A 23,383-nucleotide genomic window follows, 5' to 3' on the forward strand; every position below is an offset into this window, starting at 1 on the left:
GTGACCCCCTCCGCGAGATGCCGCCGGCGTGCGCCCTCACCGGCGTATCGCCTACCGAAGCGGCGTTCCGCGGAGAAGCACGACAGGAGAGACATGACCGACACCGCCTTGTTCCAGCCGCTGACGCTCCGCTCGAGGACCGCGCGCAACCGCCTCTGGGCGGCACCGATGTGCCAGTACTCGGTGGAGGCGCAGGACGGCGTGCCCACCTCGTGGCACCTCGTGCACCTCGGCGGGCTCGCGCGCGGCGGATCGGGCGTCGTCATCGCGGAGGCCACCGCCGTCGTCCCCGAGGGGCGGATCAGCCCCTGGGACACCGGGCTGTGGAACGACGAGCAGCGCGACGCCTGGGCTCCGATCGTCGAGTTCGTGCACGGGCAGGGCGCGCTCGCGGGCGTGCAGCTCGCTCACGCGGGCCGGAAGGCGTCGACCTACCGCGAATGGAGCGGACGCGGATCCGTGCCGCTGGAGGACGGCGGCTGGCCGACCGTCGCTCCCTCGGCCGTCGCGTTCGAGGGCTATGCGGAGCCGCGCGAGCTGGCGGCGGACGAGCTGCCCGGCCTCGTCGAGGCGTTCCGCGCCTCCGCCCGCCGCGCCGCGGACGCCGGCTTCGACGTGATCGAGCTGCACGCCGCGCACGGGTACCTGCTCCATCAGTTCCTGTCGCCGCTCTCGAACACCCGCGAGGACTCCTACGGCGGCTCGCTCGAGAACCGGGCGCGCCTGCTGCTCGAGGTCGTCCGCGCGGTCCGCGCCGAGATCGGGGAGCTCGTGCTGCTCGTCCGCTTCTCCGCGACCGACTGGGCCAAGGGCGGCTGGACACTGGAGGAGACGATCACCGTCTCGGAGTGGGCGCGCGCCGAGGGCGTGGACCTCTTCGACGTGTCGACCGGCGGACTCGTGCACGCCAGCATCCCGGTGGCGCCCCTCTACCAGGTGCCGTTCGCGCGCGACCTGCGGAAGGCGACCGGTGCGCTGGTCGGCGCCGTGGGACTCATCACCACGGCGGAGCAGGCGGAGGGCGTGGTCGCGAACGGCGACGCCGACGTCGTGCTGCTCGCCCGCGAGCTGCTGCGCGATCCGAACGCTCCGGTGCGGATGGCGCACGAGCTCGGCGCGGACCTGCCGGTGCCGCCGCAGTACACCCGGGCCTGGCGCTGAGCCTTCAACCGCGAGATGCCACCTGTGCGCACGCCTCGCGGCGTGTCATGTGCACAAGTGGCATCTCGCGGAGGAGAGCGGTCGGGCTCCCCGGAGGAGAGCGTCAGCTCTCGGAGGGCTCCTCGGGAGCGTCCTCCTCGGGGTTGAAGTGCGAGTCTCCGGAGACCCCCACCGCCAGCCCGTCCTCGGAGTGCGGGATGGTCTCGTCGTCGCCGAGACCGTTCGCCTTCTTCTCGCCCTCGGACGAGGTGGCTGCGTCGGTCACGGCTCAGGCCTCGACGTCGCCGCGCCAGGCACCGTCGGGGGTGCCCTGCTTCTCGATGTACTCCTTGAAGTTGTTCAGGTCCTTCTTCACAGCGTGGCTGCCGGCGCCGACGAGCGAGCCGAGCGTCTCGAGGAAGCCCTTCGGCTCCCAGTCGAGCTGCACGGTGACGCGGGTCTCGGTGTCGGAGAGCTTGTGGAAGGTGACGACGCCGGCGTGGTCGGTCTCGCCGCCGGTGCTGTTCCACGCGACGCGCTCGTCAGGGTGCTGCTCGGTGATGTTCGCCTCGAACTCGCGCTCGACGGGGCCGACCTTCACCTTCCAGACGGTGAGGGTGTCGGTGACCTGCTGGATCGACTCGACCTCGTCGAGGAAGCGCGGGAACTCCTCGAACTGGGTCCACTGGTTGTAGGCGACGGACACGGGGACGTTGACGTCGACGGTCTCGATGATCTGCGGCACGGTGGTGCTCCTTGCTGTCTCACTCGGTGTGCGGCGTTCCGCTGCTGCGGTCGTCACGCTCGACGTTAGGCGGGAGCCGCCTGGGAGCGCACCGGGTTGCGGACTGACCCGAACGTGGTAAGCGGAGGCGGTGTTGCGGTGCGCGCGCCGGGACGGCTCCGTCGGGTGCCGAGACGCCGCCGTGCGCGCCGGGACGTCCGCGGGAGGGCGGCGTCCGGACGGCACGGCGGCGTCTCGGGAGAGGCAGGCCGGAGCAGGCCGCGGTCAGCGGTCCTGCGGGTCCCCGCCGAGCTGGCCGATGGCGGGGAGGGGGCCGCCGTCGTCGGCGCCGGTGCGGCGCCAGCGGGCGATGGCGTTGCCCAGGTGGTAGATCACGAGGGCGGCGCCGGCGCCGAGGACGATGCCGCCGAGCTCGAAGCCGCCGGAGGAGAACGAGAAGCCGGCGATCGCGATCACGAGGGAGACCGCGGCGGTGTACTGGTTGACCGGGCGCGAGAAGTCGACGCGGTTGTCGATCCAGATCTTGATGCCGATCACGCCGATCAGGCCGTAGAGCGCGGTGGTGGCGCCGCCCAGGACTCCGGCCGGGATCGAGTTGAAGACGGCGCCGACCTTGGGCGAGAGGCTGAGCAGGATCGCGGTGACGCCGGCGACCCAGTAGGCGGCCGTCGAGTACACGCGGGTGGCCGCCATCACTCCGATGTTCTCGCCGTAGGTCGTGGTGCCGGAGCCGCCGAAGGCGCCGGAGAGGGTGGTCGCCACGCCGTCCGCGATCAGGGCCCGGCCGGTGCTGGCGTTGGCGGAGGCGTCGGTCATCGTCGCGACGCCGCGGACGTGTCCGACGTTCTCGGCGATGAGGACGAGCACGACCGGCAGGAACATCGCGATGCCCGACCACGTGGATCCGGAGGCGAAGTCGGGGAAGGTGAACGGCGGCAGCCCGAACCAGTCGGCCGCACCGACCGCGGAGTAGTCGATCTCGTTCCGCAGCAGGGCGACGACGTAGCCGATGACCACGCCGAGGAAGATCGAGACGCGGCCGAGGAAACCGCGGAGGAACACGCTCGACAGGATGATCGCGGCGAGCGTGATCGTCCCGGTGATCGGCGCCTGCTTGAAGCTGAGGTACGCGGTCGGAGCCAGGTTGAACCCGATCAGGGCCACGATCGCGCCGGCGACGACCGGCGGCATCAGCCTGTCGATCCAGCCGAGGCCGACGACCTGCACGAGGACGCCGACGGCGGCCAGGAGGAGGCCCACGGCGACGACTCCGGCGAGCGCCGACCCCGTCCCTCCGACGGCGGTCGCGGCTGTGACGGGCGCGATGAACGCGAAGCTCGAGCCGAGGTAGCTGGGGAGCCGGTTGCGCGTGATCAGGAGGAACAGCAGCGTCCCGACTCCGGAGAAGAGCAGGGTCGTGGCGACCGGGAACCCGGTGAGCACGGGCACGAGGAACGTCGCTCCGAACATGGCGACGACGTGCTGGATTCCGATGGCGATCGTCGCCGGCCAGGCAAGCCGCTCGCCGGGGGCGACGACGGCGCCGGGCTCGACGGTGCGGCCGTCTCCGTGCAGGGTCCAGATGGGCATGGGGCTCCTCGGCGGGGAAGGGAGGCGGGGGTCGACGTTCACAGTAGCGAGGGGTCTGGCCGTGCCGCGGCACCCGACCTACGATCGGGCCATGGACGGAGCGCGGCGTCTCGGCGAGGAGGAGTTCTCCGCGCACCTCGCCGAGCGGGTCGCGCGGATCCGCGGGTCGTTCGGCGACCTCCCGCTCTGGGCGGTCTCGGGCTGGAACGGTCCGCGGCTGCTGGCGGAGTGGACGCTGACGGGCGGCCCGCGGGGGCTCTCGTTCCTCGCCGACGACGCGGTCCCGGGCGGGCCGGGGCCCTCCGTCGAGATCCGCACGACCCTCGGCGATCCGCGGCACGACGTCGCGCTGCTCTGCTGCCGGGAGGAGGCGCCCGTCTCGTTCGTGCAGCCGGAGGCGCTGCCCGCTCCCACGCGGATCGCGGAGATCCCGGTCGACGGGGCTCCGGAGCCCTTCGAGGTGTGGGAGGGAGCCGGGGCCGTGCGCGCGGCCGCCTGGGTGCGGGGGCACGTCCTCACGCTGGAGTGCCGCGGAGTCGACCTGGACGCTCTCGCGTTGAACGAGGTGGACGACATCGAGCCGTTCGTGGCCGGCTGGCTGGAGTTCGTGGGCGCCTCGCGGCGCTGAGCGCCGACCCGCGCTCCTGCGCTGCTGGGAGAGCGCGGAGTCCCGCCCGGCGCGCCGGTGAAAGATGTGCGCCGATCCCGGACAGGAGGGAGCATGAGGCACATGCCAGCTCCCCTCGCGGGTCCCGACCGGTTCGCCGCGGTCGCCGCCGCGGTCGCCGATCCCGTCCGCCGCTACCTCTGGCGACGCACCGACTCCGCCACCGCCGACGACGTGCTCGCCGCGACGCTCTCGGTGCTCTGGCGCCGCAGCGCCGACGTCCCCGAGGACGACCCGGTGCCGTGGGCGATCGGCGTCGCCCGGCTCCAGCTGCAGAACGCCCGGCGGATGCAGCGCCGCCAGGTGATGCTCGCCCAGCGGATCGCGGTCGTCGATCCGCCGCAGGTGCAGATCGACGAGGGCGAAGCCTCGGGCGCGGAGGAGACCGTGCGCCTCGTGCTCGCCCGGATGCGCGAGCAGGACGCCGAGCTGCTGCGCCTCTGGGCGTGGGAGGAGCTCGACGTCCGCGGGATCGCCGCGGTCCTCGGAGTCACGGCGAACGCCGTCTCGATCCGCCTCCATCGCGCGCGGCGCCGCTTCGCCGAGCTCTACGACTCCACCGACCCGCACGCGCCCGAAGGGGGACTCCGATGACCGGAACCGACGACGAGGACGTCCGCCGTCTCCTCCGCACGGTCGACCCCGCGCGGAGCCTCCCCGCGCTCGACCGCGACGAGCTCGCCGAGCAGATCGCCGCCGCCACCGGCGAGGGTACGCGGACGGTGCACTCCCGCCGCCGCTCCCCCTGGCTGATCGTGGGAGTCGGCGCGCTGAGCGCCGGGGCCGCCGCCTCCCTCCTGCTGCCCTTCGCGCTCGGCGTGGGCGGGGGCAGCACCTCGACGCTGATCCTGCCGAGCACGGGCGGGCCGATGGCCGCGTGCTCGCCGGTGACGGCCGCCGCGCTGGCCCCCGCTCAGCTCGCGTTCCGGGCCGAGGTCCGCTCGATCGACGGGAGCACCGTCACCCTGCACGTGCTCGAGCGCTACGCGGGCGAGGTCGGCGACGGCGTCACGGTGACCCAGGGCAGGGAGACGGCGGTGGACGGGGCCCCCATCGTCTTCGAGACCGGGGTCGACTACCTGGTCGCGGCCGACGGTGACACGATCCTGACCTGCGGCCTCAGCGGTGAGAGCTCCCCCGAGCTCGCGGCGCTGTACCAGGAAGCGTTCTCGCGGCAGTAGGCGGAGGCGGGTAGCGCCCCGGGCGGGCGGTGGCAAGGGCCTCCCCGATCGGGGGGAGCGGCGCGCAGGCTGGGGGCTGGGCCCTTCGGCCCTCCCCCTCCGGTCGCCCGGCGGCGCCCGCGGGCCCTCGGCGACGCCGCCCCGCCCGCCCCGCAGGAGGCCCGCATGCCGGTGTTCCGGCTCCTCGAACCGCTCCACGCCGCCGGTGTCGCGCTCGCCGACCTCGCGAGCGATCGGCTCCGCCTCCACGGCGACGGCTCCGACGTCCGCATCACCGCGGTGACCGTCGCGCACACCGAGGCGGGGCCCGGCGCCCTCTTCGCCGCGCTCCCCGGAGGGAGGAGCCACGGGGCCCGGTTCGCGGCCGACGCTGCGGCGGCAGGAGCGGTCGCCGTGCTCACCGACGCGGGCGGGCTCGACGAGGCCCGCGCCTCCGGACTGCCCGTCCTCCTCAGCGACGACCCCCGCGCCGCCCTCGGCCCGGTCGCCGCGCAGGTGTACGGCACGAGGAGCGGACCGGTGCTCCTCGGCGTGACCGGCACCAACGGCAAGACCAGCACCGTGCACCTCCTCGACGCGGTGCTCCGGCAGCTGGGCGTCGTCTCGGGGCTGAGCTCCACCGCCGAGCGCCGCAGCGCCGACCACGTGGTCGCCAGCCGCCTCACCACGCCCGAGGCCTCCGAGCTGCACGCGCTCCTCGCCCGGATGGCGGAGGACGGCGTCGAGGCGGCGGCGATCGAGGTCAGCGCTCAGGCGCTCGTGCGCTCCCGGATGGAGGGGATCGTGCTCGACGTCGCCGGGTTCACCAACCTCAGCCACGACCACCTCGACGACTTCGGCGACCTGGACGAGTACCTCCGCGCCAAGCAGCGGTTGTTCACGCCCGAGCGGAGCCGCCGCGGCGTCGTGGTCGTCGACACCGAGGCGGGGCGCCGGGTCGCCCGCGAGGCCTCCGTCCCGGTCGTGACGCTCTCCGCCGGGGACGGTGCCGACTGGCGGATCGACGTGCTCGAGACCGCGGTCGACCGCACCCGCTTCCGGCTCACCGCCCGCGACGGCTGGTCGACGACCACCTCCGTCCCGCTCCTCGGCCGCCACATGGCCTCGAACGCGGCCCTCGCGCTGGTGATGCTGATCGAGGCGGGCCACGCGCGCGACCGGGTGGCCGCGGCGGTCGGCTCCGGGATCGACGTCACCGTGCCCGGGCGGACGCTGCTCGTGTCCGGCGCCGACGGGCCGCGGGTCTTCCTCGACTTCTCGCACACCCCCGACTCGGTCGCGCGCACCGTCGACGCCCTCCGCGAGGTGACGCCCGGCCGCGTGCTCGTCCTCCTCGGCGCCGACGGCGACCGCGACCCGAGCAAGCGCGCGCCGATGGGCCGGACCGCCGCCGAGCGCGCCGACCTGGTGATCGTCACCGACCACCACCCGCGCTTCGAGGACCCGGCGCGGATCCGCCGCGCCCTGGTCGACGGCGCGCGCCGCGTCGAGCGCTGCGAGGTGCTCGAGATCGCGGAGCCGGCCGCCGCCGTCCGCGCCGCGCTGCACCGGGCCGGCCCGTCCGACTCCGTCCTCTGGGTCGGCCCCGGCGACACCGACTACCGCGTGGTCGGCGCCGACGACCTCCCCTACTCCCCCCGCGCCGACACGGCCCGCGCGCTGGCCGAGGCCGGCTGGAGCGTCGACCTGCTTGACTGACCGGGTGTTCTCGACCCTCCCGGTGCGCCGCGTGCAGGCCCGACCCGAGCACCCCGCCGACCTCGCGCGCTGGCCCGCGACGCTCGCGCCCGTGCGGCAGGTGCTGGCCGAGGGCTGGGATCTCGGCCAGGTGACGGTGATCACCGGCGAGAACGGCTCGGGCAAGTCGACGCTGCTCGAGGCGGTCGCCCTCGCCTACGGGCTGAACGCGGAGGGCGGATCCACGGGTGCGATGCACTCCTCCCGCGCCTCGGAGTCGGACCTGGCCGAGCACCTCCAGCTGGTCCGCGGGGCCGGGGCGTCCAAGCGCGGCTTCTTCCTCCGCGCCGAGACGATGCACGGCTTCTTCAGCTACCTGGAGGAGGTGGGGATCGACGGCGGGTACCACGAGCGGAGCCACGGCGAGTCGTTCCTCGACATCGTGGCGAACCGCTCCCGGATCAGCGGACTCTGGCTCCTCGACGAGCCCGAGTCGGCCCTCTCAGTGTCGGGCTGCCTCGCCCTGATCGGGCAGCTGCGCGACCTGGTCGCCGGCGGCTCGCAGGTCGTCCTCTCCACGCACTCGCCGATCCTCGCCGCCCTCCCCGGAGCCGACCTCTACGAGCTCGACGAGACGGGCCTGCGCCGCTGCCGCTACGACGACCTCGACCTGGTGCGGACCTGGCGCGGCTTCCTCGACCAGCCGGCCCGCTTCCTGCGCCGGTTGGAGTAGGTCGGAGGGCGCTCGGCCGCGCCGGAACGGGCCGTTCGTGTTCACCACGAAGGGAAGTACGTCGGCAGGCAGTCCCGTTCTCGCGGATCCCGAGCCGCCAGGGCGAAAGTCTCCGCCGGCACGAGCACTGTCAGGCCGCGGAGGCCGCCGCCGGCCGGGCGACCCGGGGCGCCCAGCCCACCGCGATCGCGGCGCCGGCGAGCGCGAGCTGTCCGAGCGGCGGCAGGATCGCCGAGACCAGGGAGCCGTCGCCGCCGGAGGTGACGAAGGTGTCGGCGACCGACATCCCGAAGCCGAACCCGGCGAAGAAGCGGAAGACGACGGCGCCGGCGACCAGGGCGAGCATGAGCACCGCGATCCGCCGCGGAGTGAGCGGCGACCTCCGGCCGACGAGGGCGCCGACCGTCACGACGATCGCGGCGGCCGTCCAGAACGCGGCCCACCCGGTGACCCAGATCGCGTGGGAGCCGAACTCGAAGCCGTCGCGCTCGGACATGGTCGCGTAGATCTCCGCCAGGGCCACGCCCGGGACCTTCGCCTGCGGATTCCAGACCAGCAGATCGACGGCGCCCACCACCGTGACGCCCGCCACGAGGGCGAGGCCCGCGAGGGCGACGGGGAGGCGCTGAGCGCGGGTCGCCGTCCGCGGTGCGAGGGCGATGGTCCGCGAGCCGCCGAGGACGATCGCCCCGCAGACGAGTCCGGCGAGGGAGACGGGCAGGCCGACGAGGGCGAGGGGTCCGGGGAGGAGGAGGCCGGCCGCGGTGAGCACCGGGCCGACGACGGCGGCGACCAGGGAGATCCGCGCGAGCACCGTGCGGGCCGACGCCGCAGCGCCGAGGAGGTGGACCGCGCCGAGGACCGCGACCGCGACGGCGGCGAGGAGCACCGCGGTCTGCACGGCGCCGACGGCGGCCAGGGCGGTGTCGGAGGCGGCACCCGGCTCGGGGACGATTCCGCCGCCGGTCAGCGCGATGCCGCTCAGCATGAGCGCGGCCGCGGCGAAGAGCGCGAGTCCGCGGCGCGCGAGGCGGCGCGGGAGCGTGCCCCGCGCTTCGCCGGTGTGCGCGGGCAGGTCGCGGTCGACGCTCACCAGCAGGGCGAGCGCTCCGAGGACGACGCCGCGCCGGGGCAGTCCCAGCTCGGCGGCCCCGGCCAGGTCGGCCCGCCACTCCTCGAGGTAGCGCTCGCGTGCGAGCGGGGGCAGCAGCAGCGACAGGAGCCGCAGGAGCGCGCTCATGCGGTCGCCTCCGCCGCTCGCGGCGCCGTCCGCGCGGTCGACCGCATCCGCTCGACGGCGGCCCGGGCTGCCGGGGCGCCCTCCGCGGTCAGCTCGTAGAGCCGGCGACGCGGGCCGCTCCGCTCGCTCGCGGCCTCCCACTCCGAGACCACCCAGCCCGCTCCCTCGAGCCGCTCCAGGATCGGGTAGACGCTGCCCGCCGGTCGCCCGGTGGCCTTGATCACGACCATGCCCCAGGTCGGGCCGTCGGCATCGAGGAGGGTCCGGAGGACGTCCGCGGTGGCGGGCGTGAGGCGAGGGAGTGGCTGCACACGGATGACGCTACCTATGTAGAGATAGCGGGGTCAATCGGACCGCCTCCGTGCGTCCGGGCGATTCCACGCCACTCCTCGGCCTCGGTCGGGCCCTCAAACGTTCGACGACTGCGCCGCCCCCGTCCGAGGAGGACCGGCGTCGGCCCCGCCCCCGCTTCCCTGATCGGCGGGATCGGCGCCTTGAAACTCCGATGACCAGGTTGGGATCAGCTGCCGCATCACCCTTCACGGCGGGGTGGTCGCCGAGCAGATCAGCACAGGCGCGTCCGCCTCGGCGATCCCCACGGCGACCCCGCAGCAGCCGCGGACACTGCCGCTAGCCGGACCCCGCACGCAGAACGTCGGCCGAGAGCAGCCGCCCTCCACCCTCGGGGGACGGCGGGCACTCTCGGCCGACGTTCTGCGCGCGAGCGCGGGGACTACTTGCGGAACATCCGCGCCGTGGTCTCGAAGAGGCCCTTCACGGGGCGCTGCTGCTCGCCCTGCTGGGCGCCGAGGACGATGATGACGGCGGTCAGCACGGGGATGGCCCACTGGGTGACCTTCTGCACGCGGAGGGCCGTGGTCAGCTCCTGCGAGTTCTGCTCCGACGCCTCGGTCACGCCGGGGGCGCCCTCGTCGGCGTGCTTGGCCTGCGTCGCTCCGGCGACCGCGGCGATCACCGAGGCGGCACCGGCGAGCCCGGTCACGACGGTCTTGACGACGGTGTTCGTGCGGCTCTCCTGCTGGTTGGCCAGGCGGGTCTTGTTGGCGAGGACGAGGCCGATGCCGCCGACGCCGTGGGCGGCGATCGCGGCGAGCTGCACGGGGGTCCAGCGGGCCCAGCCGTTCGAGGAGAGGCGGAGGCGCTCCGCCGGGTCGGACGAGGTGGACGCGGCGCCGTTCAGGCCGACGGCGCCCATGAGCGAGCCGCCGAACCAGGCGGCGGCTCCGAGGTCGTGGAGACTGCGGACGAGGGTGTTGCGGGAGGGCATGTGGGCCTCTTCTCTGCCGGCGGCGGACGCCGGCGGTGGTCGGCTGGTGCGGACTCCTCCGACGCTACGCGCGCCCTGGAACCGCGCACGGGGCTTGACCTCTCCCCCTCCGACACGCTCCGCTGGAGGTCACCGACCGACCCGGACCGACCGACCCGAGGAGCCCCGCGATGCCCACCGACGACGAGAAGCGGACGACCCGCGACGAGTTCCACGACGCCGTGAACATGACCGCGAAGGAGCTCGAGGAGTGGCTCGGCACCGACGAGTCGAAGGAGGTCGGCCAGAAGCCGGAGGGCGGCGGCGAGTCCGTCGGCCACGAGAGCGGGCGCCGCATCGTCGAGCTGCTCGGCACGAAGCAGGCCGACCTGAGCGACGACGACTACGCCCACATGACGAAGGTCGTCGGCTACGTGCACCGGCACGCGAAGCAGCGTCCCTCGGGCGATGTCACCGAGACGAAGTGGCGCTACTCCCTGATGAACTGGGGCAACGACCCGCTGAAGGGCTGACCCGGTCCGAGAGCTGCGCTCAGCACATCCCGAAGAGGTTGCAGAGGGCGCCGCGGTCCTGGATCGACTCCATGCCGCCCGGCTTCTGCACCTTCGGCAGCTCGTAGGAGGCGGCGACCGTCTGCACGCCGGCGGACGAGGCGGCCTGCACGGGAGCGGCGGCAGGAGCAGCGGCGGGAGCGAGGACGGCTCCGAGGGCGAGTGCGGCGGCGGCGAGGATCGGGGCCATGGTCGTTCTCCTGTGATCGAGGGGTGCGATCGGCTCGACCGCTCCACCAGCATGGCGACGCCCCGTCGCACCGCTCCTGTACGAAAGACCAGTCCGCCCTTGTACGGAAGGCCGACGGGGCTCGGAGAAGGCTTCGGTACCCTGGTCCCGTGGTGGGGACGACGCGGTGGACGAACGACGTGCGGACGCTGCCCGGCGGCTGGATCACCCGGTCCCTCCTCCTCGGCTCCTTCACGCTCCTCGTCGTCATCGACCTGATGGGCGGCAGCGTCGACCTCACGTCGGTCCGCGGCTGGATCGAGCTGGCGCTCCCCTACCTGCCGCTCCTGGCGCTGCTCGCCGGCGCGATCCCCGCGGCGGTCTCGCTCTACCTCGTCTACGCCGTCGTCCTGATGCTCGGCGCCCCGCCGCTGCTGCTCGCGGCGCTGATCTTCCCGACCATCGTGGTGGTCGGCTTCGTCACCTTCCTCCTCCCCTGGCGCGCGGGGCTCGTCTTCGTGCTCGGCACCCTCGTCCTCCTGCCCGCGGTGCTGCTCGTCGACCGCGCCATGGGCACGGCCGTCTACGTCCTGGGCGCGTTCGTCCTCTTCGGCGGCACCGCCGGGCTGGGCCTGAACGCCTTCCGGGGCCGCAGCGAGCGGAGCGAGCGCCGGGCCGACCGCATCCAGGAGGAGCAGGCGCGGATCCGCAACGAGGAGCGGACCCGGCTCGCGCACGAGCTGCACGACATCGTCGCGCACGAGGTCACCATCATCGCCATGCAGGCCCGCCGCGCGACCTCGGTCGAGGACCCGGCCAAGACCGAGCGCATCCTCGAGAGCATCGGCGACGCGGCGCAGCAGGCGCTGCAGGATCTGCGGAGCCTCGTGACGCTCCTCCAGGACGAGGACGAGGCAGGCGCTCCCGCCCGCGGCGACTCCGACCTGCTCGGGACCCCGGAGGTCTCGGGCGCCACGACCACCGCTGTCGGCTTCGTCCACGACGTGCGGAACGTCGCCGACGCGATCGAGCGCGCGGGCTTCCGGGTCCGCCTCGACGTGGCGGGCTCCGTGGCGCAGGTGCCCGCGAGCCTCCGCCAGGTGCTGCGGCGCACGGTCCGGGAGCTGGGCACGAACGTGCTCAAGCACGGCGACACCGCCGGTGAGGTGCAGCTCCGGCTCGAGGTGTCGGGGGGCGAGGTGCAGCTGAGCTCCTCCAACGCGATCGCCTCCGCGGCTCCGATCGTCTCCTCGCACCTCGGGATCGAGGCGATGTCGGCCCGCTGCGCCGTCTTCGGCGGGCGGCTGGACGCGGGAGCCCGCGGCGGCCGCTGGACCACGACCATGACCATCCCCCTCGAGGGCCGGGCGTCCGGTGCGCTCGTCGCGGGGGCGACCGACGAAGGACGAGAGCGATGACCCGCGTGCTGCTGGTGGACGACGAATCGATGACCCGCGAGATCCTCCGCGACTACCTCTCGCAGGACCCGGCGATCGAGGTGGTGGGCGAGGCCTCCGACGGGAGGATCGCGGTGCAGCAGGCGGCGACGCTCCAGCCCGACCTGATCCTGATGGACATGCAGATGCCGGTCATGAACGGCGTCGCCGCGACCGAGCGGATCCACGCCGAGCACCCGGGCATCGCGATCCTCGGGCTCAGCACGTTCACCACGGACCGCTACGTCGTCGACCTGCTCCGCGCGGGCGCCTCCGGCTACCTGGTCAAGGACACGAAGCCGCGGGAGATCATCGCGGCGGTGCACGCGGTGCTCGCGGGCGAGTCCGTGCTCTCCGCCGAGGTCACGCGCCACGTGGTGAAGGGGCTCGAGGAGTCGGTGCCGGCGGAGACGGTGCCGGACCCCGATCTGCTCGAGGCGCTCACCGAGAAGGAGCTCGAGGTGATCCGCCTGCTCGCCCGCGGGATGAGCAACCGCGAGATGGCGCAGGAGCTGTTCGTCACCGAGTCGACCGTGAAGGCGCGGTTCGTGAAGGTGATGGAGAAGCTGGGCGTGCGCGACCGGGTGCAGATCCTGGTCTCGGCGATCGAGCACGGGCTCGTCGACCTGGGGACGCGTCCCGGCCGGAGCTGATCGAGCCCGCCGGATTCAGCCCCAGCCGACCACGTCGGCGACGGGCCGCAGGAGCCCCGCGACCGCCCGCTCGAGCGCACTCTCGTCGACCGCGGCGAGCGCCGACTCCGGATCGAGCACCAGGGCGCCGCCCCAGCCCATCACCTCGTACTCCACCAGGGTGCGCGCGAGCGTCTCGGGCGACCGCCAGGCGCGGAGGAGGTTCGCCCGCGCGAACGCGTGCGCGGCGCGTGCTCCCTCCCCGTGCGCGGCGCGGCCGTCGAGGACGGTGCGCAGCACGGTCTCGAGGGTCGGGATGCCCTGGCCGGCCGGGGAGACGACCTGCCAGGTGAGGGAGGGGCGGCTCGAGCGCAGGCCCCGCGCGACCTGGGCGACCGCATCGCCGCCGGCGGAGCGCAGTGCGGCGGGGACGAGCGGCTCGGCCCCCGCGGTGAGGCGGCACAGCGCCAGGAACGTCGCAGCGTGGCCGACTTCGCCGGACGGGTCCGCGCCGGTGACGATCGTGCTCTCGTAGCCCTGCTCGCGGGACTGGTGCAGAGCGCTCGGCAGCGGAGCCGCGGCGGGCACGGAGACGGGCCGGGACGTCTCGCGGACGGCGCGTTCGGGCCCGACCACGGCGAGCACCGGATCCCCGGCTCCCTGGGCGCGCTCGAGCGTCAGGGCGGTCCAGGCCGCGGCGCCCTCCGGAGGGAGCACCGCGGTGAGGCTCTGCGCCCCGGCCGTCGCCGTCCACGCGAGCGAGACCGCTCCGGGGGGAACGGCCGAGCGGAGGCGGGCAGCGCGGTCGGGCCCGTCGTCTCCGGCCGGGTCGCGCCAGCCGAGGGCGACGACGGCGAAGCGGGAGCGCTCGTCGACGACGGCGAGCGGGGGTGCGGCGGTCATGGGCTCCTCCTTCCGGGACGGGTGGAGGCGGCGGGAACGCCCAGTGCGGCGAAGGGCTGCTCGGCCAGGCGGGCCGCGGCGTCCGCGAGCAGCGGGCGCGGCGGCCGCGCGGCGAGGGAGTCGACGAGCTCGCCCGCGAAGCCGGGCGCACCGCGCAGCAGGGCATCCCGGGCGACGGTGCGGGCCAGACGCTCGTCGTCGTGCACCAGCCGCTCCGCACGCAGCACCGCGCGGTGCCGGGCGTGCTCGAGGGCGGAGTCGTCGCTCACCGCGAGGGCGCGGAGGCGGTGCCACGGATCGACGGGCACGGCGGTGTCGTCGACCAGCACGAAGAGGTCGTCGGCGACGGTGTCGCCCGGGCCGAAGAGTCCGGCGCTCGCGTCGAGTCCGGCCTGCGCAGCGAGCGCCTCGGCGGCGATCAGGTCGCCGAGCAGCTCGTCGGAGACGCGGGTCGACGGCGCGGCGGCGGTCGCGGCGAGCCGGCGGGCGGCGGGCTCGGCGCGGTACTCGGGGCGGGCCGTCCCAGGTGGGACGGCGACCGGTCCTGCCGCGCGATCGGGCGCCTCCGCGAGGGCCGCGACCAGGCGGTCCAGGAGCCGGGCGGGGTCGTCGGCCGTGACGCCGACCAGCACGGAGCCGGCCGGGCTGTAGTGACGCCGGTGCAGCGCGCGCAGGACGGGCTCGGTCGCGCGGCCCTCGAGGTCGAGGTCGCCGCTGCCGTCGTGCGCGTTGGGGGCGTCGGCCCAGTAGCGGGCGGTCAGGTGCGGCCACGGCAGCACGCCGCCCGGAGCGGGGGCGAGGCGCGCGGCCCGCTCAGAGGCGACCGCGCGGATCTGCTCCGCGATCTGCTCCGGCAGGAAGGCGGGGCGGAAGACCTGCTCGACGAGCCGCTCCGCGATCACGGCGGCCGACCCGGGAGAGCCCGTCTCGAAGAACTCGGAGTAGTCGAGGTGGGTGTGACCGCCGAGGACGCCGCCGCTCTCGGCGACGCGGGTCTGCCGGACGAGACCGGCGACCCCCTCGCTGTCCTGGTAGACGAGGTGCTCGATCAGGTGCAGCATCCCCTCCTCGCCGTCGCGCTCGTGGCGCATACCGGCGGGCACGGCGAGGGCGACCGAGTCGTTGCGGACCTCCGGCCGGTGCACGACGAGCGCGCGGGCGCCGGAGGGCAGGGCGGCGGACAGGGTCGGGACGTCGCGGGCGCTCATTCCGCCCGCTCCCCCAGCTGTGCGGCGGACAGGCTCAGCAGCAGCCGCGCCTGATCGCTGCTGGCGCCCCCGGAGCGGTGCCAGTCGACGGCGTGCTGGGCCAGCCGGAACGCGGTGCCGACGCGCAGCAGCTCGGCGTCGTGGTCCTCCTCGAGCGAGAGTCCGCGGCGGAGCGCGTCGAGGGCCGGGCGGAGCGCGGGGTGGAAGGCGTGCAGCTCTGCGAGCTCCCCGAGCACCCAGGCGGCGTCCCAGACCGGGTCGGCGAGCCCGACGTCCTCGCCCGTGAGCAGAGCGACGCGGGTCCCGCCGACGACGAGGTGGGCGAGGCCGGGGTGGCCGTGGACCACGACCGCGGCCGGCGAGGCGACGACCGCCTCCGCCCAGTCGGCGAGCTCGAGGAGACCGCCGGCGCCGAGCTCCTCGGCGGCGGGCGCCCAGCCACCGGCGAGCCAGCCGCGGGCGCGCTGCAGCGGACGCGGAGGGAGCGGCTCCCCGGCGGGCCGGGCGCCGTGGAGCGCGTCCAGCGCGCCCTTCCACTCGCGGCCGACGGAGACGAGCGCCTCCTCCGACAGCTCGTGGAGGAGCGCGGGCAGCAGGGCGCGGGCGGTGGTGCGGTAGCGGCGGACCGACGGGTCGGCGCCTCCCGGCACGATCCGGGGATCGGGCGCTGCGAGGCGGACGGGCACCGGCGAGAACGGCAGCGGCGCCTGCTCTCCGAGGCGGCGGGTCCACACGGTGGTCCCGTCTGGTCCGGCCGAGAGCTCGGTGACGAGCAGCCCGGTGACGAGGGCCCGCGGAGGGGCGGTGGTGCTCACGCCGACCTCGCCTCCTCCGCGGCAGCCGGTGCCGTGCGCAGCGACTCCAGGTGGCGCAGCACCGCGGGGAACGCAGGCGGCACCCAGGCGAGCGCCGTGTCGCTGGACTCGCTCGGCCCGGGCACGGGGTCGATGACGGTGAAGTTGGCCGGCTCGCGCAGCAGCGCGAGGGTGGACTCGACGACCGGGTTGCCGAGCGCCCGCGGCGGGAGCGACGGAGCGATGCACACCGGCGCCTCCGTCGTGAGGGCCGCGAGCAGCGATGGGGAGTCGGTGATGCCGTGCGCGAGGCGCGAGGCGTAGTCGAGGGTGGCCGGGTAGATCAGGATGAGGTCGGCCCACTCGGCGAGGTCGACGTGGGCGACGACGATTTCGTCGTCCCAGCGGTCGTCCTGGATCCGGCCGCGCAGTCGCGACTCCAGGTTGTGCCGGGTGGTGAAGCGGTAGGCCGAGTCGCGGACGAGCACGCGGAACTCGGTCGCCGGAGCGGCGGCGCGCGCCCACTGGATCCAGTAGGGCATGACCTGGGTCATGGCGGAGCCGGTCAGGACGAGGGCCACCCGGGAGTAGCCGAAGCGGCCGAGCGAGAGGTCGGAGAGTGCGGCGCTCTGCGCACCGGGCGGGGTGGTCATGGCGGTCTCCTCAGAGGGCGGCGGGCGGGAGGGCGGATCGGGTCACGGCCGGCGGTGAGGACGGCGGCGGACGGGCGGACCGTGCCCGCGGAAAGGGCGGACGGGGATGGGCGGACGGCGCGAGCGGACGGCACGCGCCCGGGAGGGGCCGGGGCGACGCGGTCGAGGACCGGTCGCCCCGTGCCCGTCAGCACCCTGCGGTGAGGGTGACGCCGATGATGACGCCGGCGCAGAACGGGGTGGTGGCGGGCGCCTCGGAGGCGGCGTCGGTGCCGATCTCGTCGGCGGCGGTGAAGGTGTCGTGGGCGGTCGCGAGCTCGGCGAGGTCGGCGGGCTGGACGGTCTGGGCGGTGATGGTCGACATGGTGTTCTCCTTGGATGAGTGGTGGCGGCGGATCCGCCGGGTCGTGCGGGGAGTGGTGCGGGTGGTCCGGCCGGAGGGCCGGGGAGCGGGTGCTGCGGGAGCACCCGGGCGGGAGGAGGGCCGGGTCAGCAGCCCGCGCCGAGGGTGGCGCCGACGATGATGCCGACGCACAGGGGCGTGGTGGCGGGCGCCTCGGTCGCGGCGTCCGAGCCGAGCTCGTCGACGGTGGCGAAGGTGTCATGCGCTCCCGCGAGGGCGGTGAGGTCGGCGGACTGGGCGTCGGTGGAGATGGTGGTCATGATGTGTCCCTTTCGTGGAGTACCTCGGGCTGAGGTGGTGGTCCCCTCGGGATCGAGGGGAGGTTCGTGGGGCCCTAGCGGGCGGTGAGTCCCGGGCGGTCCGGGTCGATGCGCGCGGCGCGGGCGGCGTCGGCCCAGGCGTCGGCGGCGGGGATCGTCTCGGCCGAGGAGCGCAGGAGCGCTTCGGCGAGGACACGGGAGCGGTGCTGGCCGAAGCTCAGTCCGCGGTAGGAGGAGCGCTCGTCGGCCGGGTCCTCGGCGTAGGCGAGGCCGTCGGCGAGCCTCTCGGCGAAGGCCGAGACGGCGGTGCGGGGCGAGGGCCGGGCATCGAGCAGCGGAGTGATCCTCCGGGCGACGTCGTCGGCGGAGTCGGCGGGCAGGTAGACGACGAGGGCGTCGGAGCGGGGGAAGGCCCGCGGGTCCGAGAGCGCCTTGGCCTGGTGGCGGGCTCCGGAGGCGGCGAGCGCCTCCAGGAGCGGGCCCCACAGGGCGAGCGCGTCCTCCGCCGAGTCGGCGACGAGCGAGAGGCGCACGACCCGGTCGGCGGGATCGAGTCCCATCGGGCCGAGGGCGAGGAGGTAGCCGGGAGTGGTGCGGGTGCGCCAGCTCGGCAGCCGGACGCCGGCGACGGCCCCGTCGGCGGAGCGGACGAGATCGACCTCGGGCACGAGGACCCGGACGCGGCCCAGCTCGACGACCCGGCGCTCCTCCCCCTGCACAGTGGCGGAGCCGAGCACCCCGGAGGGAGCGGGCTGCAGGACCGTGCGGTGCGGGATCGCGTCGATCAGCCGGGGGGCGAGGTCCTGGCCGTCGCCTCCGGCGGTCTCGCCGAGCAGCGGGTTCCGGAGGTGCAGGTGGGTGTAGAGGGTGGCGGCGAGTCGGGCCCGCAGCTCGATCGGCCCGGTGGCCTCGATCACGGTCCCGTCGACCTCGGCCCGCAGCCGGGCGGCGTCGACGCTGATCACGGCCTCGTCGAGGACGGAGCGGGTGGTGAGGGCGGTCATCGCGGGCTCCTGTCGAATCCGAGGGCGGTGGAGTAGGCGGAGGGGGCGAGCAGGACGCGGCGGCCGATGCCGGCGGCGGCCCGCTCGATCCCGGGGAGGCGGGAGACCATCGAGGCCCGGGCGAGGGTGCGGTCGACGAGGTGCCAGCCCAGGTGGGCGGTGGCGCGGACGGCGAGAGCGTCGTCCGCGCCGGCGGTCTCGGCGGCGTAGGCGAGCCACATCCGCCGGATCCTCGGGACCAGTGCCGCCATCCGCTCCGCGATGCGGGCGTCCGCGGCCGCGGTGTCGAAGGCGAGGGGAGGAGCGGAGGCGCCCTCCCGGGTGGTCACGGTGTCGAGCACCGCGCGGTGGATCCACTCCCCCGCCAGCGTGCCGAGGTCGCGGGCCGGATCCCCGATCCCGAACTCCTCCCAGTCGAGCAGCTGGAGGCGCCCGTCGCGGAGGTGGAACTGGTCGAGGCGGAGGTCGCCGTGGATCGGGGCCGTGCGGTTGCCGCTCTCCCACTCGCGGAGATCCTCCGTGGCCGAGACGAGCTGCTCGTCGTGCTGCAGGTCGCCCCAGAAGGCGAGCTCGGCGAGGGTGAGGTCGACGTAGCGGGTGTGCGGGATGCCGACGCGCAGCATCTCGACGGGAGGGCTGGGGTGCGAGGTCGCGGTGAGGCCCGCCACCGGGCCGGCGTGCAGCCGGGCCAGGAGCCGGCCGGCCTGTTCGGGGAAGTCCGCGGGGACGCGCTCCTCCACGAGCAGGAGGGCCAGGCTGGTGCCGGGGCAGTGCTCGAACACCAGCAGGGAGTCGTCCTCGTGGGCCGCCAGCAGGCGGGGTCCGGCCGGGGCGTGCTCGGGGCTCCGGGCGGCGAAGCCGGCGAAGTCCCTGGAGCGGCGGAAGGCCGCGGGGCCCGCCGTCCGGGGCGAGACGTGCTTGACGAAGACGCGGGCGCCGTCGTCGAGGGTCATCGTCCACGACGCGTTCCGGCCGGCGAAGGCGGGGCGGTCGATCGCGGCGACGCGGTGGCGTCCGCCGCCGAGCAGCCGCTCGGTCGAGGCCGCCGCCCGGAGGGCCGCCGGATCCGCGGGGCGGTGCCCAGGGGTCGCGGGGCGGAGCCCGGGAGTCGCGAGGAGAGTCACGATCGTGTCCTTCGGTCGGTCGAGCGGATCAGAAGAGGTAGGTGACGACGAGGTAGGCGCCGCCCGCTCCCCCGACGAGGAGGGCGGTGTTGACGAGCAGCTTCTTGAGGGGCGAGGGGCGGGTCGAGGCGGTGCGCGAGGTGGTCATGGTGGTGTCCTTCCGAGGGGTGGTGGTGGTGGATATCGGGAGCCGGGCCTAGGAGGCGTCGGCGGCCTTGAGGGAGGCGCGGAGCGAGACGCGGGAGCCGGTGCGGAGCGCGTTGTTGCGGTAGACGCGGACGACCAGGCGGAACAGCAGCGGCACCGTGATCGCGGCGACGACGGCGGCGATCACCATCTCGGGGGTGCCGACCGAGTCGAGGCCGAAGCGCATCGGCATCAGGTAGGAGGAGAAGAGGGGGACGAAGGAGAGCGCGTGCACCCAGGCCTCGTCGAGGTTCGCCGGCACCACGTAGAGCGCGATGATCAGCAGCGCCATCTGCACGACGGAGAGCGGCATGGCGGCGGTGCCCAGGTCCTCCTGCCTCGACACGGTCGAGGCGAGCAGGGTGCTGAGGAGCGCGAAGAGCACGTAGCCCTGCAGGAACCAGACGAGGAACCAGACCAGGCTCGGGCCGAGCTCGATCTCGAGGACCGACCACCCGCCGACCACGCTGAACCCGCCGACGACGGCGCCGCCGATCACGAGCAGCTGGGCCAGGGTCACCAGGCCGACGCCGATCATCTTCCCGGCGAGCAGCGGGGCGACGCCGATCTTCGTCAGCAGGATCTCGACGATCCGGGACGACTTCTCCTCGACCACCCCCGAGGCCAGACTCGACGAGGAGTAGACCATCGCGGCGAGCAGGGCGCTGATCATCGCGGTCGCGAACAGGATCCGGGTGTCGAGGACCACGGTCCCCGCCTCCCTCGTCGCGTCGACCAGGAACCAGCCGCCGATCCCGGCGCCGAGGCCGGCGATCGCGGCCAGCGCGAGGGTCGCGGTGAGGATCGTGCGGTTCCCGGTGCGGGTCAGGATCTCGCGGCGGACGATCGTCGCGGCTCCCCGGGCCGGCGTCGGAGGAGCGGAGCTCTCGGCGGTCCGGGCGTGGGCGGCGCGGGGGTGCGTGGTGGTCATCGTCCTGCTCCTTGGATCTCGAGGCGGCGCTCGGCCGCAGGGGTGGAGGCGGCGGTGAGCCGCTCGGACAGCAGCTCGGTCAGCGAGCGCTGCGCGGTGCGGATGCTCCGGAGGCCGCCGTGGCGGGTGAGGGTCGCGAGCACCTGCTCGGGGACGTCCCGGCCGCTGCCCTCGATCGAGACGAGCAGCGACTCCGGCTCACCGGGGACCGGCTCGGCCGACAGTCCCGGTGTGACGCCGAGCTCGGCGACGAGCAGGTCGTCCAGGGGGCGGGAGAACTGCAGCTGCCAGCGGCTGCGGCCGTCGTCCTGCAGCTCGGCCACCGCTCCGCTCGCGGTCACGCGGCCGGAGTCGAGCACGCAGACGGTGTCACAGAGGCGCTCGACCAGGTCGAGCTGGTGGGAGGAGAAGAGCACGCCGACGCCGCGGGCGGACTGCTGCCGGATCAGGCCGGCCATCGTCTCCACGGCGACCGGGTCGAGCCCCGAGAAGGGCTCGTCCAGCACCAGGAGCGACGGATCGCCCACCAGGGACACGGCCAGCTGCACGCGCTGCTGGTTGCCGAGCGAGAGGTCCTGCACCAGGGTGTCGGCCCGCTCGGCCAGGCCCAGCGCGTCGATCACCTCCTCGGCGGTCTCACGGGCTCCCCGGGCGTCGTGCCCCTCGAGCAGAGCGAAGTGGATCACCTGCTCGCGGACCCGCATCTGCGGGTAGAGGCCGCGCTCCTCCGGCATGTAGCCGATCGAGCGGCGGTCCTCGGCGGTGATCGGCGCGCCGTCCCAGGTGATGGTCCCCGTGTCGGGGGTGAGCAGGCCCAGGATCAGCCGCATCGTCGTGGTCTTGCCGGCGCCGTTGCCGCCGATGAAGCCGACGATCTCGCCGCGGCCCACGGACAGGTCCACGTCGTGCAGGACCCGGTGGCCGCCGAATGCACGGCTCACGCCGCTGAGCTGAAGCCCTCGCATGTCATCTCCTCGAAGTCGTTTCTCTTGACTCCTCAGACGCTACGGACGCTCTCGCGACGGGCTCCTGTACTTCGGTACAGCGCCGAGGTGGCCGAAAGTGCAGGTCCCGGATCACCGGACGTGCAGGTCCCGAGGCGGCCGCGCGTGCAGGTCCGGGGGCGGCCCGGGTGCGGGCCGCCGGCGTCCCGAGCACGACGGACGCCCCCGTGCTCGTCCGGTCGGCGACCGGAGCGCACAGGGGCGTCCGTGGAGGAGGAGGAGCGGGGTCAGGCCGTCGCGCAGCTCCCGTCGACCTCGCCGATGACGCCGTCCGTCACCGACACGACCGCGCAGTTCGGGTAGCCCCGCTGCGGCCGGTGCGCGGGGTCGAGCGCGCGGAGGATGCTCCCGAGCACCGCTCCGTGCGTCACGACCAGCACGTCCCCGTGCTCGGCCGCCGGCGCGAACCGCGCGATCGCGGCCTCCACGCGGGCGCGCACGGTGGCACTGCTGTCGGCCCGGCCGGAGGGGTCGTGGCGGTGGATCGCGTCGAGTACCGAGTCGAGACCGGCGTCGGTCATCCGCGGCCAGTCGGCGGAGGAGGGCACGTAGGAGTAGCCGTGATCGGCGAACACCGGCTCCCAGAGCGACGCGTTCGGCTGCCCCTCGAAGGCGCCGAAGTGCCACTCGCGGAGCTCGACCATCGGCTCGGCCTCGAGCGACGGGTGCCCGGCGAGCGCCGCCGCCGCCGTGGTGCGGGTGCGGGTGAGGTCGCTCGTGAACGCCGCGACGAGCGGCACCTCGCGCATCCGCTCGCCGAGGGCCGCCGCCTGGCGCTCGCCGCGCTCGGTCAGGGGCGAGTCGCACCAGCCCTGCAGCTGGCCGGCGACGTTGAAGAGGGTCTCGGCGTGGCGCACGAGGTGGATCGTGCCGCTCACGGGCGCGCGCTCGCGGGCGTCGTCGGACGGGCGGGGGTGGTGCGGTGCATGCGGTTCTCCGGGGTCAGCGCGCTACTCCGGAGCGGCGCGCGCGATGTGGAGGGCCAGGAAGGCGACCTCCTCGTTGGGCAGGGCGGCCTGGTACTCGGCCGCCACGAAGGAGCGCACGCGCTCGGCGGAGGCGATCGCGCGCGGGTAGCGGGCGCTGAGGCTGGTGAAGAGGAAGTCGTCCTCGCTCTCGAGCAGGCCGCCCGAGAAGAAGCGCTCGGCGAAGTACTGCAGGTGCGCCACGAAGCGGGCGGAGCGGAGGTCGTCGCGGTCGAGCGCGGCTCCGCTGGAGTGCTGGATGATCGCGGTCACCGAGCGGATGAGCTGCACGATCCGGAGCGAGTCGATCCCGACCTTGCCGAGCTCCGCGTTGGCGAGGTGGAACGCGACGTTCGCGGCCTCGTCGGCGGGCAGCTCCACGTCCAGGCGCTCGCGCATCCGCTCGACCGCCCGCTCCCCCACCGCGTACTGCACGGGGTAGACCGTCCGCATCTCCCAGGCCAGCCGGTTGGCGACCGAGAGCCCGCGCCGCTGCCGCTCCACCGCGAAGTGCAGGTGGTCGGTGAGCGCGAGGTACACGTGCGGGTCGAGCTTCAGCCCCTGCTCCTCCGCGTCGGCGACGACCGCGCGGGTGAGCTCGACGAACTCCGGCGGGATCTGCGCCAGGAGCTCGACGAGGTTGCGCTGATCCGAGTCGTCCAGCGCCACGAACACCTGGTCGACGCTCGAGGGCTCGATCGCCTCGCCGGCCTTCGCTCCGAAGCCGATCCCCCTGCCCAGGAGCACGCGCTCGACGCCGCGCTCGTCGACGACGAGGACGACGCTCGAGTTGAGCACCTTCTTGATGGTCTGCATGCGTGTCTCCGTCGACGGCCGCGTCAGGGCTGGGGTGGGGGTGGCGGGGCCTCTGCCCGGAGAGCCGGACGGCGCCTCCGGGC

Annotated in this window: 28 protein-coding genes; 9 read left to right on the forward strand and 19 right to left on the reverse strand. The window is 74.5% G+C overall.

The features are described 5' to 3' along the window. Positions 1-93 precede the first annotated feature (93 nt). A complete protein-coding gene (locus tag C5C39_RS05660; protein ID WP_104352865.1) occupies positions 94-1,161 on the forward strand; it encodes an NADH:flavin oxidoreductase/NADH oxidase in 1,068 nt (355 codons plus the stop codon). A gap of 103 nt (positions 1,162-1,264) precedes the next feature. On the opposite strand, the gene C5C39_RS17415 is transcribed toward C5C39_RS05660, so the two are convergent. The 3 genes from C5C39_RS17415 to C5C39_RS05670 form a co-directional block, all read right to left on the reverse strand. Then, a complete protein-coding gene (locus C5C39_RS17415; protein WP_167299017.1) occupies positions 1,265-1,426 on the reverse strand; it encodes a hypothetical protein in 162 nt (53 codons plus the stop codon). 3 nt (positions 1,427-1,429) lie between these two features. Next, positions 1,430-1,885: an SRPBCC family protein gene (locus C5C39_RS05665; protein ID WP_104224157.1), complete on the reverse strand. Its 456-nt coding sequence runs from the start codon at positions 1,883-1,885 to the stop codon at positions 1,430-1,432. Positions 1,886-2,149: 264 nt separating this feature from the next. Continuing rightward, positions 2,150-3,475 (reverse strand): uracil-xanthine permease family protein, encoded by a 1,326-nt coding sequence (locus C5C39_RS05670; protein WP_104225956.1) that lies wholly within the window; start codon positions 3,473-3,475, stop codon positions 2,150-2,152. A 91-nt stretch (positions 3,476-3,566) separates the two neighbouring features. Here C5C39_RS05670 and C5C39_RS05675 point away from each other — a divergent pair, with 91 nt between their 5' ends. The 5 genes from C5C39_RS05675 to C5C39_RS05695 all read left to right on the forward strand — a co-directional run bounded on the left by C5C39_RS05675 (position 3,567) and on the right by C5C39_RS05695 (position 7,733). Beyond that, positions 3,567-4,103, forward strand: coding sequence for a hypothetical protein (locus C5C39_RS05675; RefSeq protein ID WP_104352866.1), 537 nt, complete (start codon positions 3,567-3,569; stop codon positions 4,101-4,103). Positions 4,104-4,205: 102 nt separating this feature from the next. Then, the gene (locus C5C39_RS05680; RefSeq protein WP_160033683.1) at positions 4,206-4,736 is read left to right on the forward strand and encodes an RNA polymerase sigma factor; all 531 of its coding nucleotides are present in this window, start codon (positions 4,206-4,208) and stop codon (positions 4,734-4,736) included. After that, positions 4,733-5,323 (forward strand): hypothetical protein, encoded by a 591-nt coding sequence (locus C5C39_RS05685; protein WP_104237812.1) that lies wholly within the window; start codon positions 4,733-4,735, stop codon positions 5,321-5,323. Before C5C39_RS05680 ends, C5C39_RS05685 begins: the two co-directional genes overlap by 4 nt. Before the next feature lie 165 nt (positions 5,324-5,488). Beyond that, positions 5,489-7,021, forward strand: coding sequence for a Mur ligase family protein (locus C5C39_RS05690; RefSeq protein WP_104352867.1), 1,533 nt, complete (start codon positions 5,489-5,491; stop codon positions 7,019-7,021). 4 nt (positions 7,022-7,025) lie between these two features. Further along, the gene (locus C5C39_RS05695; protein WP_258063910.1) at positions 7,026-7,733 is read left to right on the forward strand and encodes an AAA family ATPase; all 708 of its coding nucleotides are present in this window, start codon (positions 7,026-7,028) and stop codon (positions 7,731-7,733) included. A 130-nt stretch (positions 7,734-7,863) separates the two neighbouring features. Here C5C39_RS05695 and C5C39_RS05700 read toward each other — a convergent pair whose 3' ends face one another. The 3 genes from C5C39_RS05700 to C5C39_RS05710 all read right to left on the reverse strand — a co-directional run bounded on the left by C5C39_RS05700 (position 7,864) and on the right by C5C39_RS05710 (position 10,261). Further along, positions 7,864-8,973, reverse strand: a complete 1,110-nt coding sequence (locus tag C5C39_RS05700) for a hypothetical protein (protein WP_104352868.1) — start codon at positions 8,971-8,973, stop codon at positions 7,864-7,866. Then, positions 8,970-9,284 (reverse strand): PadR family transcriptional regulator, encoded by a 315-nt coding sequence (locus C5C39_RS05705; protein WP_104225962.1) that lies wholly within the window; start codon positions 9,282-9,284, stop codon positions 8,970-8,972. Before C5C39_RS05705 ends, C5C39_RS05700 begins: the two co-directional genes overlap by 4 nt. A 422-nt stretch (positions 9,285-9,706) precedes the next feature. Beyond that, the gene (locus C5C39_RS05710) at positions 9,707-10,261 is read right to left on the reverse strand and encodes a hypothetical protein (protein ID WP_104225093.1); all 555 of its coding nucleotides are present in this window, start codon (positions 10,259-10,261) and stop codon (positions 9,707-9,709) included. A gap of 170 nt (positions 10,262-10,431) precedes the next feature. Here C5C39_RS05710 and C5C39_RS05715 point away from each other — a divergent pair, with 170 nt between their 5' ends. Next, positions 10,432-10,773, forward strand: a complete 342-nt coding sequence (locus C5C39_RS05715) for a DUF3140 domain-containing protein (protein ID WP_104237815.1) — start codon at positions 10,432-10,434, stop codon at positions 10,771-10,773. A 19-nt stretch (positions 10,774-10,792) separates the two neighbouring features. Here the strand turns inward: C5C39_RS05715 and C5C39_RS05720 are convergent, their stop codons facing one another. Then, positions 10,793-11,002 carry a hypothetical protein gene (locus C5C39_RS05720; RefSeq protein ID WP_104225965.1) on the reverse strand — a complete coding sequence of 70 codons (210 nt, stop codon included), beginning with the start codon at positions 11,000-11,002 and terminating at the stop codon, positions 10,793-10,795. Between the two features lie 149 nt (positions 11,003-11,151). Here C5C39_RS05720 and C5C39_RS05725 point away from each other — a divergent pair, with 149 nt between their 5' ends. Both C5C39_RS05725 and C5C39_RS05730 read left to right on the forward strand, forming a co-directional pair. Next, positions 11,152-12,399 (forward strand): sensor histidine kinase, encoded by a 1,248-nt coding sequence (locus C5C39_RS05725; RefSeq protein WP_258059356.1) that lies wholly within the window; start codon positions 11,152-11,154, stop codon positions 12,397-12,399. Next, positions 12,396-13,070: a response regulator transcription factor gene (locus C5C39_RS05730; RefSeq protein WP_104225096.1), complete on the forward strand. Its 675-nt coding sequence runs from the start codon at positions 12,396-12,398 to the stop codon at positions 13,068-13,070. The genes C5C39_RS05725 and C5C39_RS05730 overlap by 4 nt, the downstream gene beginning before the upstream one ends. Before the next feature lie 15 nt (positions 13,071-13,085). Here C5C39_RS05730 and C5C39_RS05735 read toward each other — a convergent pair whose 3' ends face one another. From C5C39_RS05735 to C5C39_RS05780, 12 genes are all read right to left on the reverse strand, one after another. Next, positions 13,086-13,952: a hypothetical protein gene (locus tag C5C39_RS05735; protein WP_104256258.1), complete on the reverse strand. Its 867-nt coding sequence runs from the start codon at positions 13,950-13,952 to the stop codon at positions 13,086-13,088. Beyond that, a complete protein-coding gene (locus tag C5C39_RS05740) occupies positions 13,949-15,160 on the reverse strand; it encodes a pitrilysin family protein (RefSeq protein WP_104350076.1) in 1,212 nt (403 codons plus the stop codon). The genes C5C39_RS05735 and C5C39_RS05740 overlap by 4 nt, the downstream gene beginning before the upstream one ends. Beyond that, positions 15,157-15,975: a hypothetical protein gene (locus C5C39_RS05745; RefSeq protein ID WP_104352869.1), complete on the reverse strand. Its 819-nt coding sequence runs from the start codon at positions 15,973-15,975 to the stop codon at positions 15,157-15,159. Before C5C39_RS05745 ends, C5C39_RS05740 begins: the two co-directional genes overlap by 4 nt. Next, entirely contained in the window at positions 15,972-16,607 is a 636-nt protein-coding gene (locus tag C5C39_RS05750) for a flavoprotein (RefSeq protein WP_104225100.1), read from the reverse strand. Before C5C39_RS05750 ends, C5C39_RS05745 begins: the two co-directional genes overlap by 4 nt. Before the next feature lie 187 nt (positions 16,608-16,794). Next, positions 16,795-16,971 carry a hypothetical protein gene (locus tag C5C39_RS17420; RefSeq protein ID WP_181028725.1) on the reverse strand — a complete coding sequence of 59 codons (177 nt, stop codon included), beginning with the start codon at positions 16,969-16,971 and terminating at the stop codon, positions 16,795-16,797. Between the two features lie 125 nt (positions 16,972-17,096). Continuing rightward, positions 17,097-17,270: a hypothetical protein gene (locus tag C5C39_RS17425; protein WP_181027122.1), complete on the reverse strand. Its 174-nt coding sequence runs from the start codon at positions 17,268-17,270 to the stop codon at positions 17,097-17,099. Between the two features lie 74 nt (positions 17,271-17,344). Further along, the gene (locus C5C39_RS05755) at positions 17,345-18,274 is read right to left on the reverse strand and encodes a T3SS effector HopA1 family protein (RefSeq protein WP_104237819.1); all 930 of its coding nucleotides are present in this window, start codon (positions 18,272-18,274) and stop codon (positions 17,345-17,347) included. Beyond that, entirely contained in the window at positions 18,271-19,398 is a 1,128-nt protein-coding gene (lxmK, locus tag C5C39_RS05760) for a class V lanthionine synthetase subunit LxmK (RefSeq protein WP_258074014.1), read from the reverse strand. Before lxmK ends, C5C39_RS05755 begins: the two co-directional genes overlap by 4 nt. 196 nt (positions 19,399-19,594) lie before the next feature. Further along, entirely contained in the window at positions 19,595-20,515 is a 921-nt protein-coding gene (locus C5C39_RS05765; protein ID WP_104225127.1) for an ABC transporter permease, read from the reverse strand. Then, positions 20,512-21,480 carry an ABC transporter ATP-binding protein gene (locus C5C39_RS05770; protein ID WP_104225128.1) on the reverse strand — a complete coding sequence of 323 codons (969 nt, stop codon included), beginning with the start codon at positions 21,478-21,480 and terminating at the stop codon, positions 20,512-20,514. Before C5C39_RS05770 ends, C5C39_RS05765 begins: the two co-directional genes overlap by 4 nt. Positions 21,481-21,746: 266 nt before the next feature. Then, a complete protein-coding gene (locus tag C5C39_RS05775) occupies positions 21,747-22,397 on the reverse strand; it encodes a histidine phosphatase family protein (RefSeq protein WP_104352870.1) in 651 nt (216 codons plus the stop codon). 72 nt (positions 22,398-22,469) lie between these two features. After that, complete coding sequence (locus C5C39_RS05780) at positions 22,470-23,300, reverse strand: PRD domain-containing protein (RefSeq protein ID WP_104225973.1); 831 nt, start codon at positions 23,298-23,300, stop codon at positions 22,470-22,472. Between the last annotated feature and the right edge of the window lie 83 nt (positions 23,301-23,383).

The sequence above is a fragment of the Rathayibacter sp. AY1F3 genome (assembly GCF_002931975.1).
Classification (GTDB): Bacteria; Actinomycetota; Actinomycetes; order Actinomycetales; family Microbacteriaceae; genus Rathayibacter.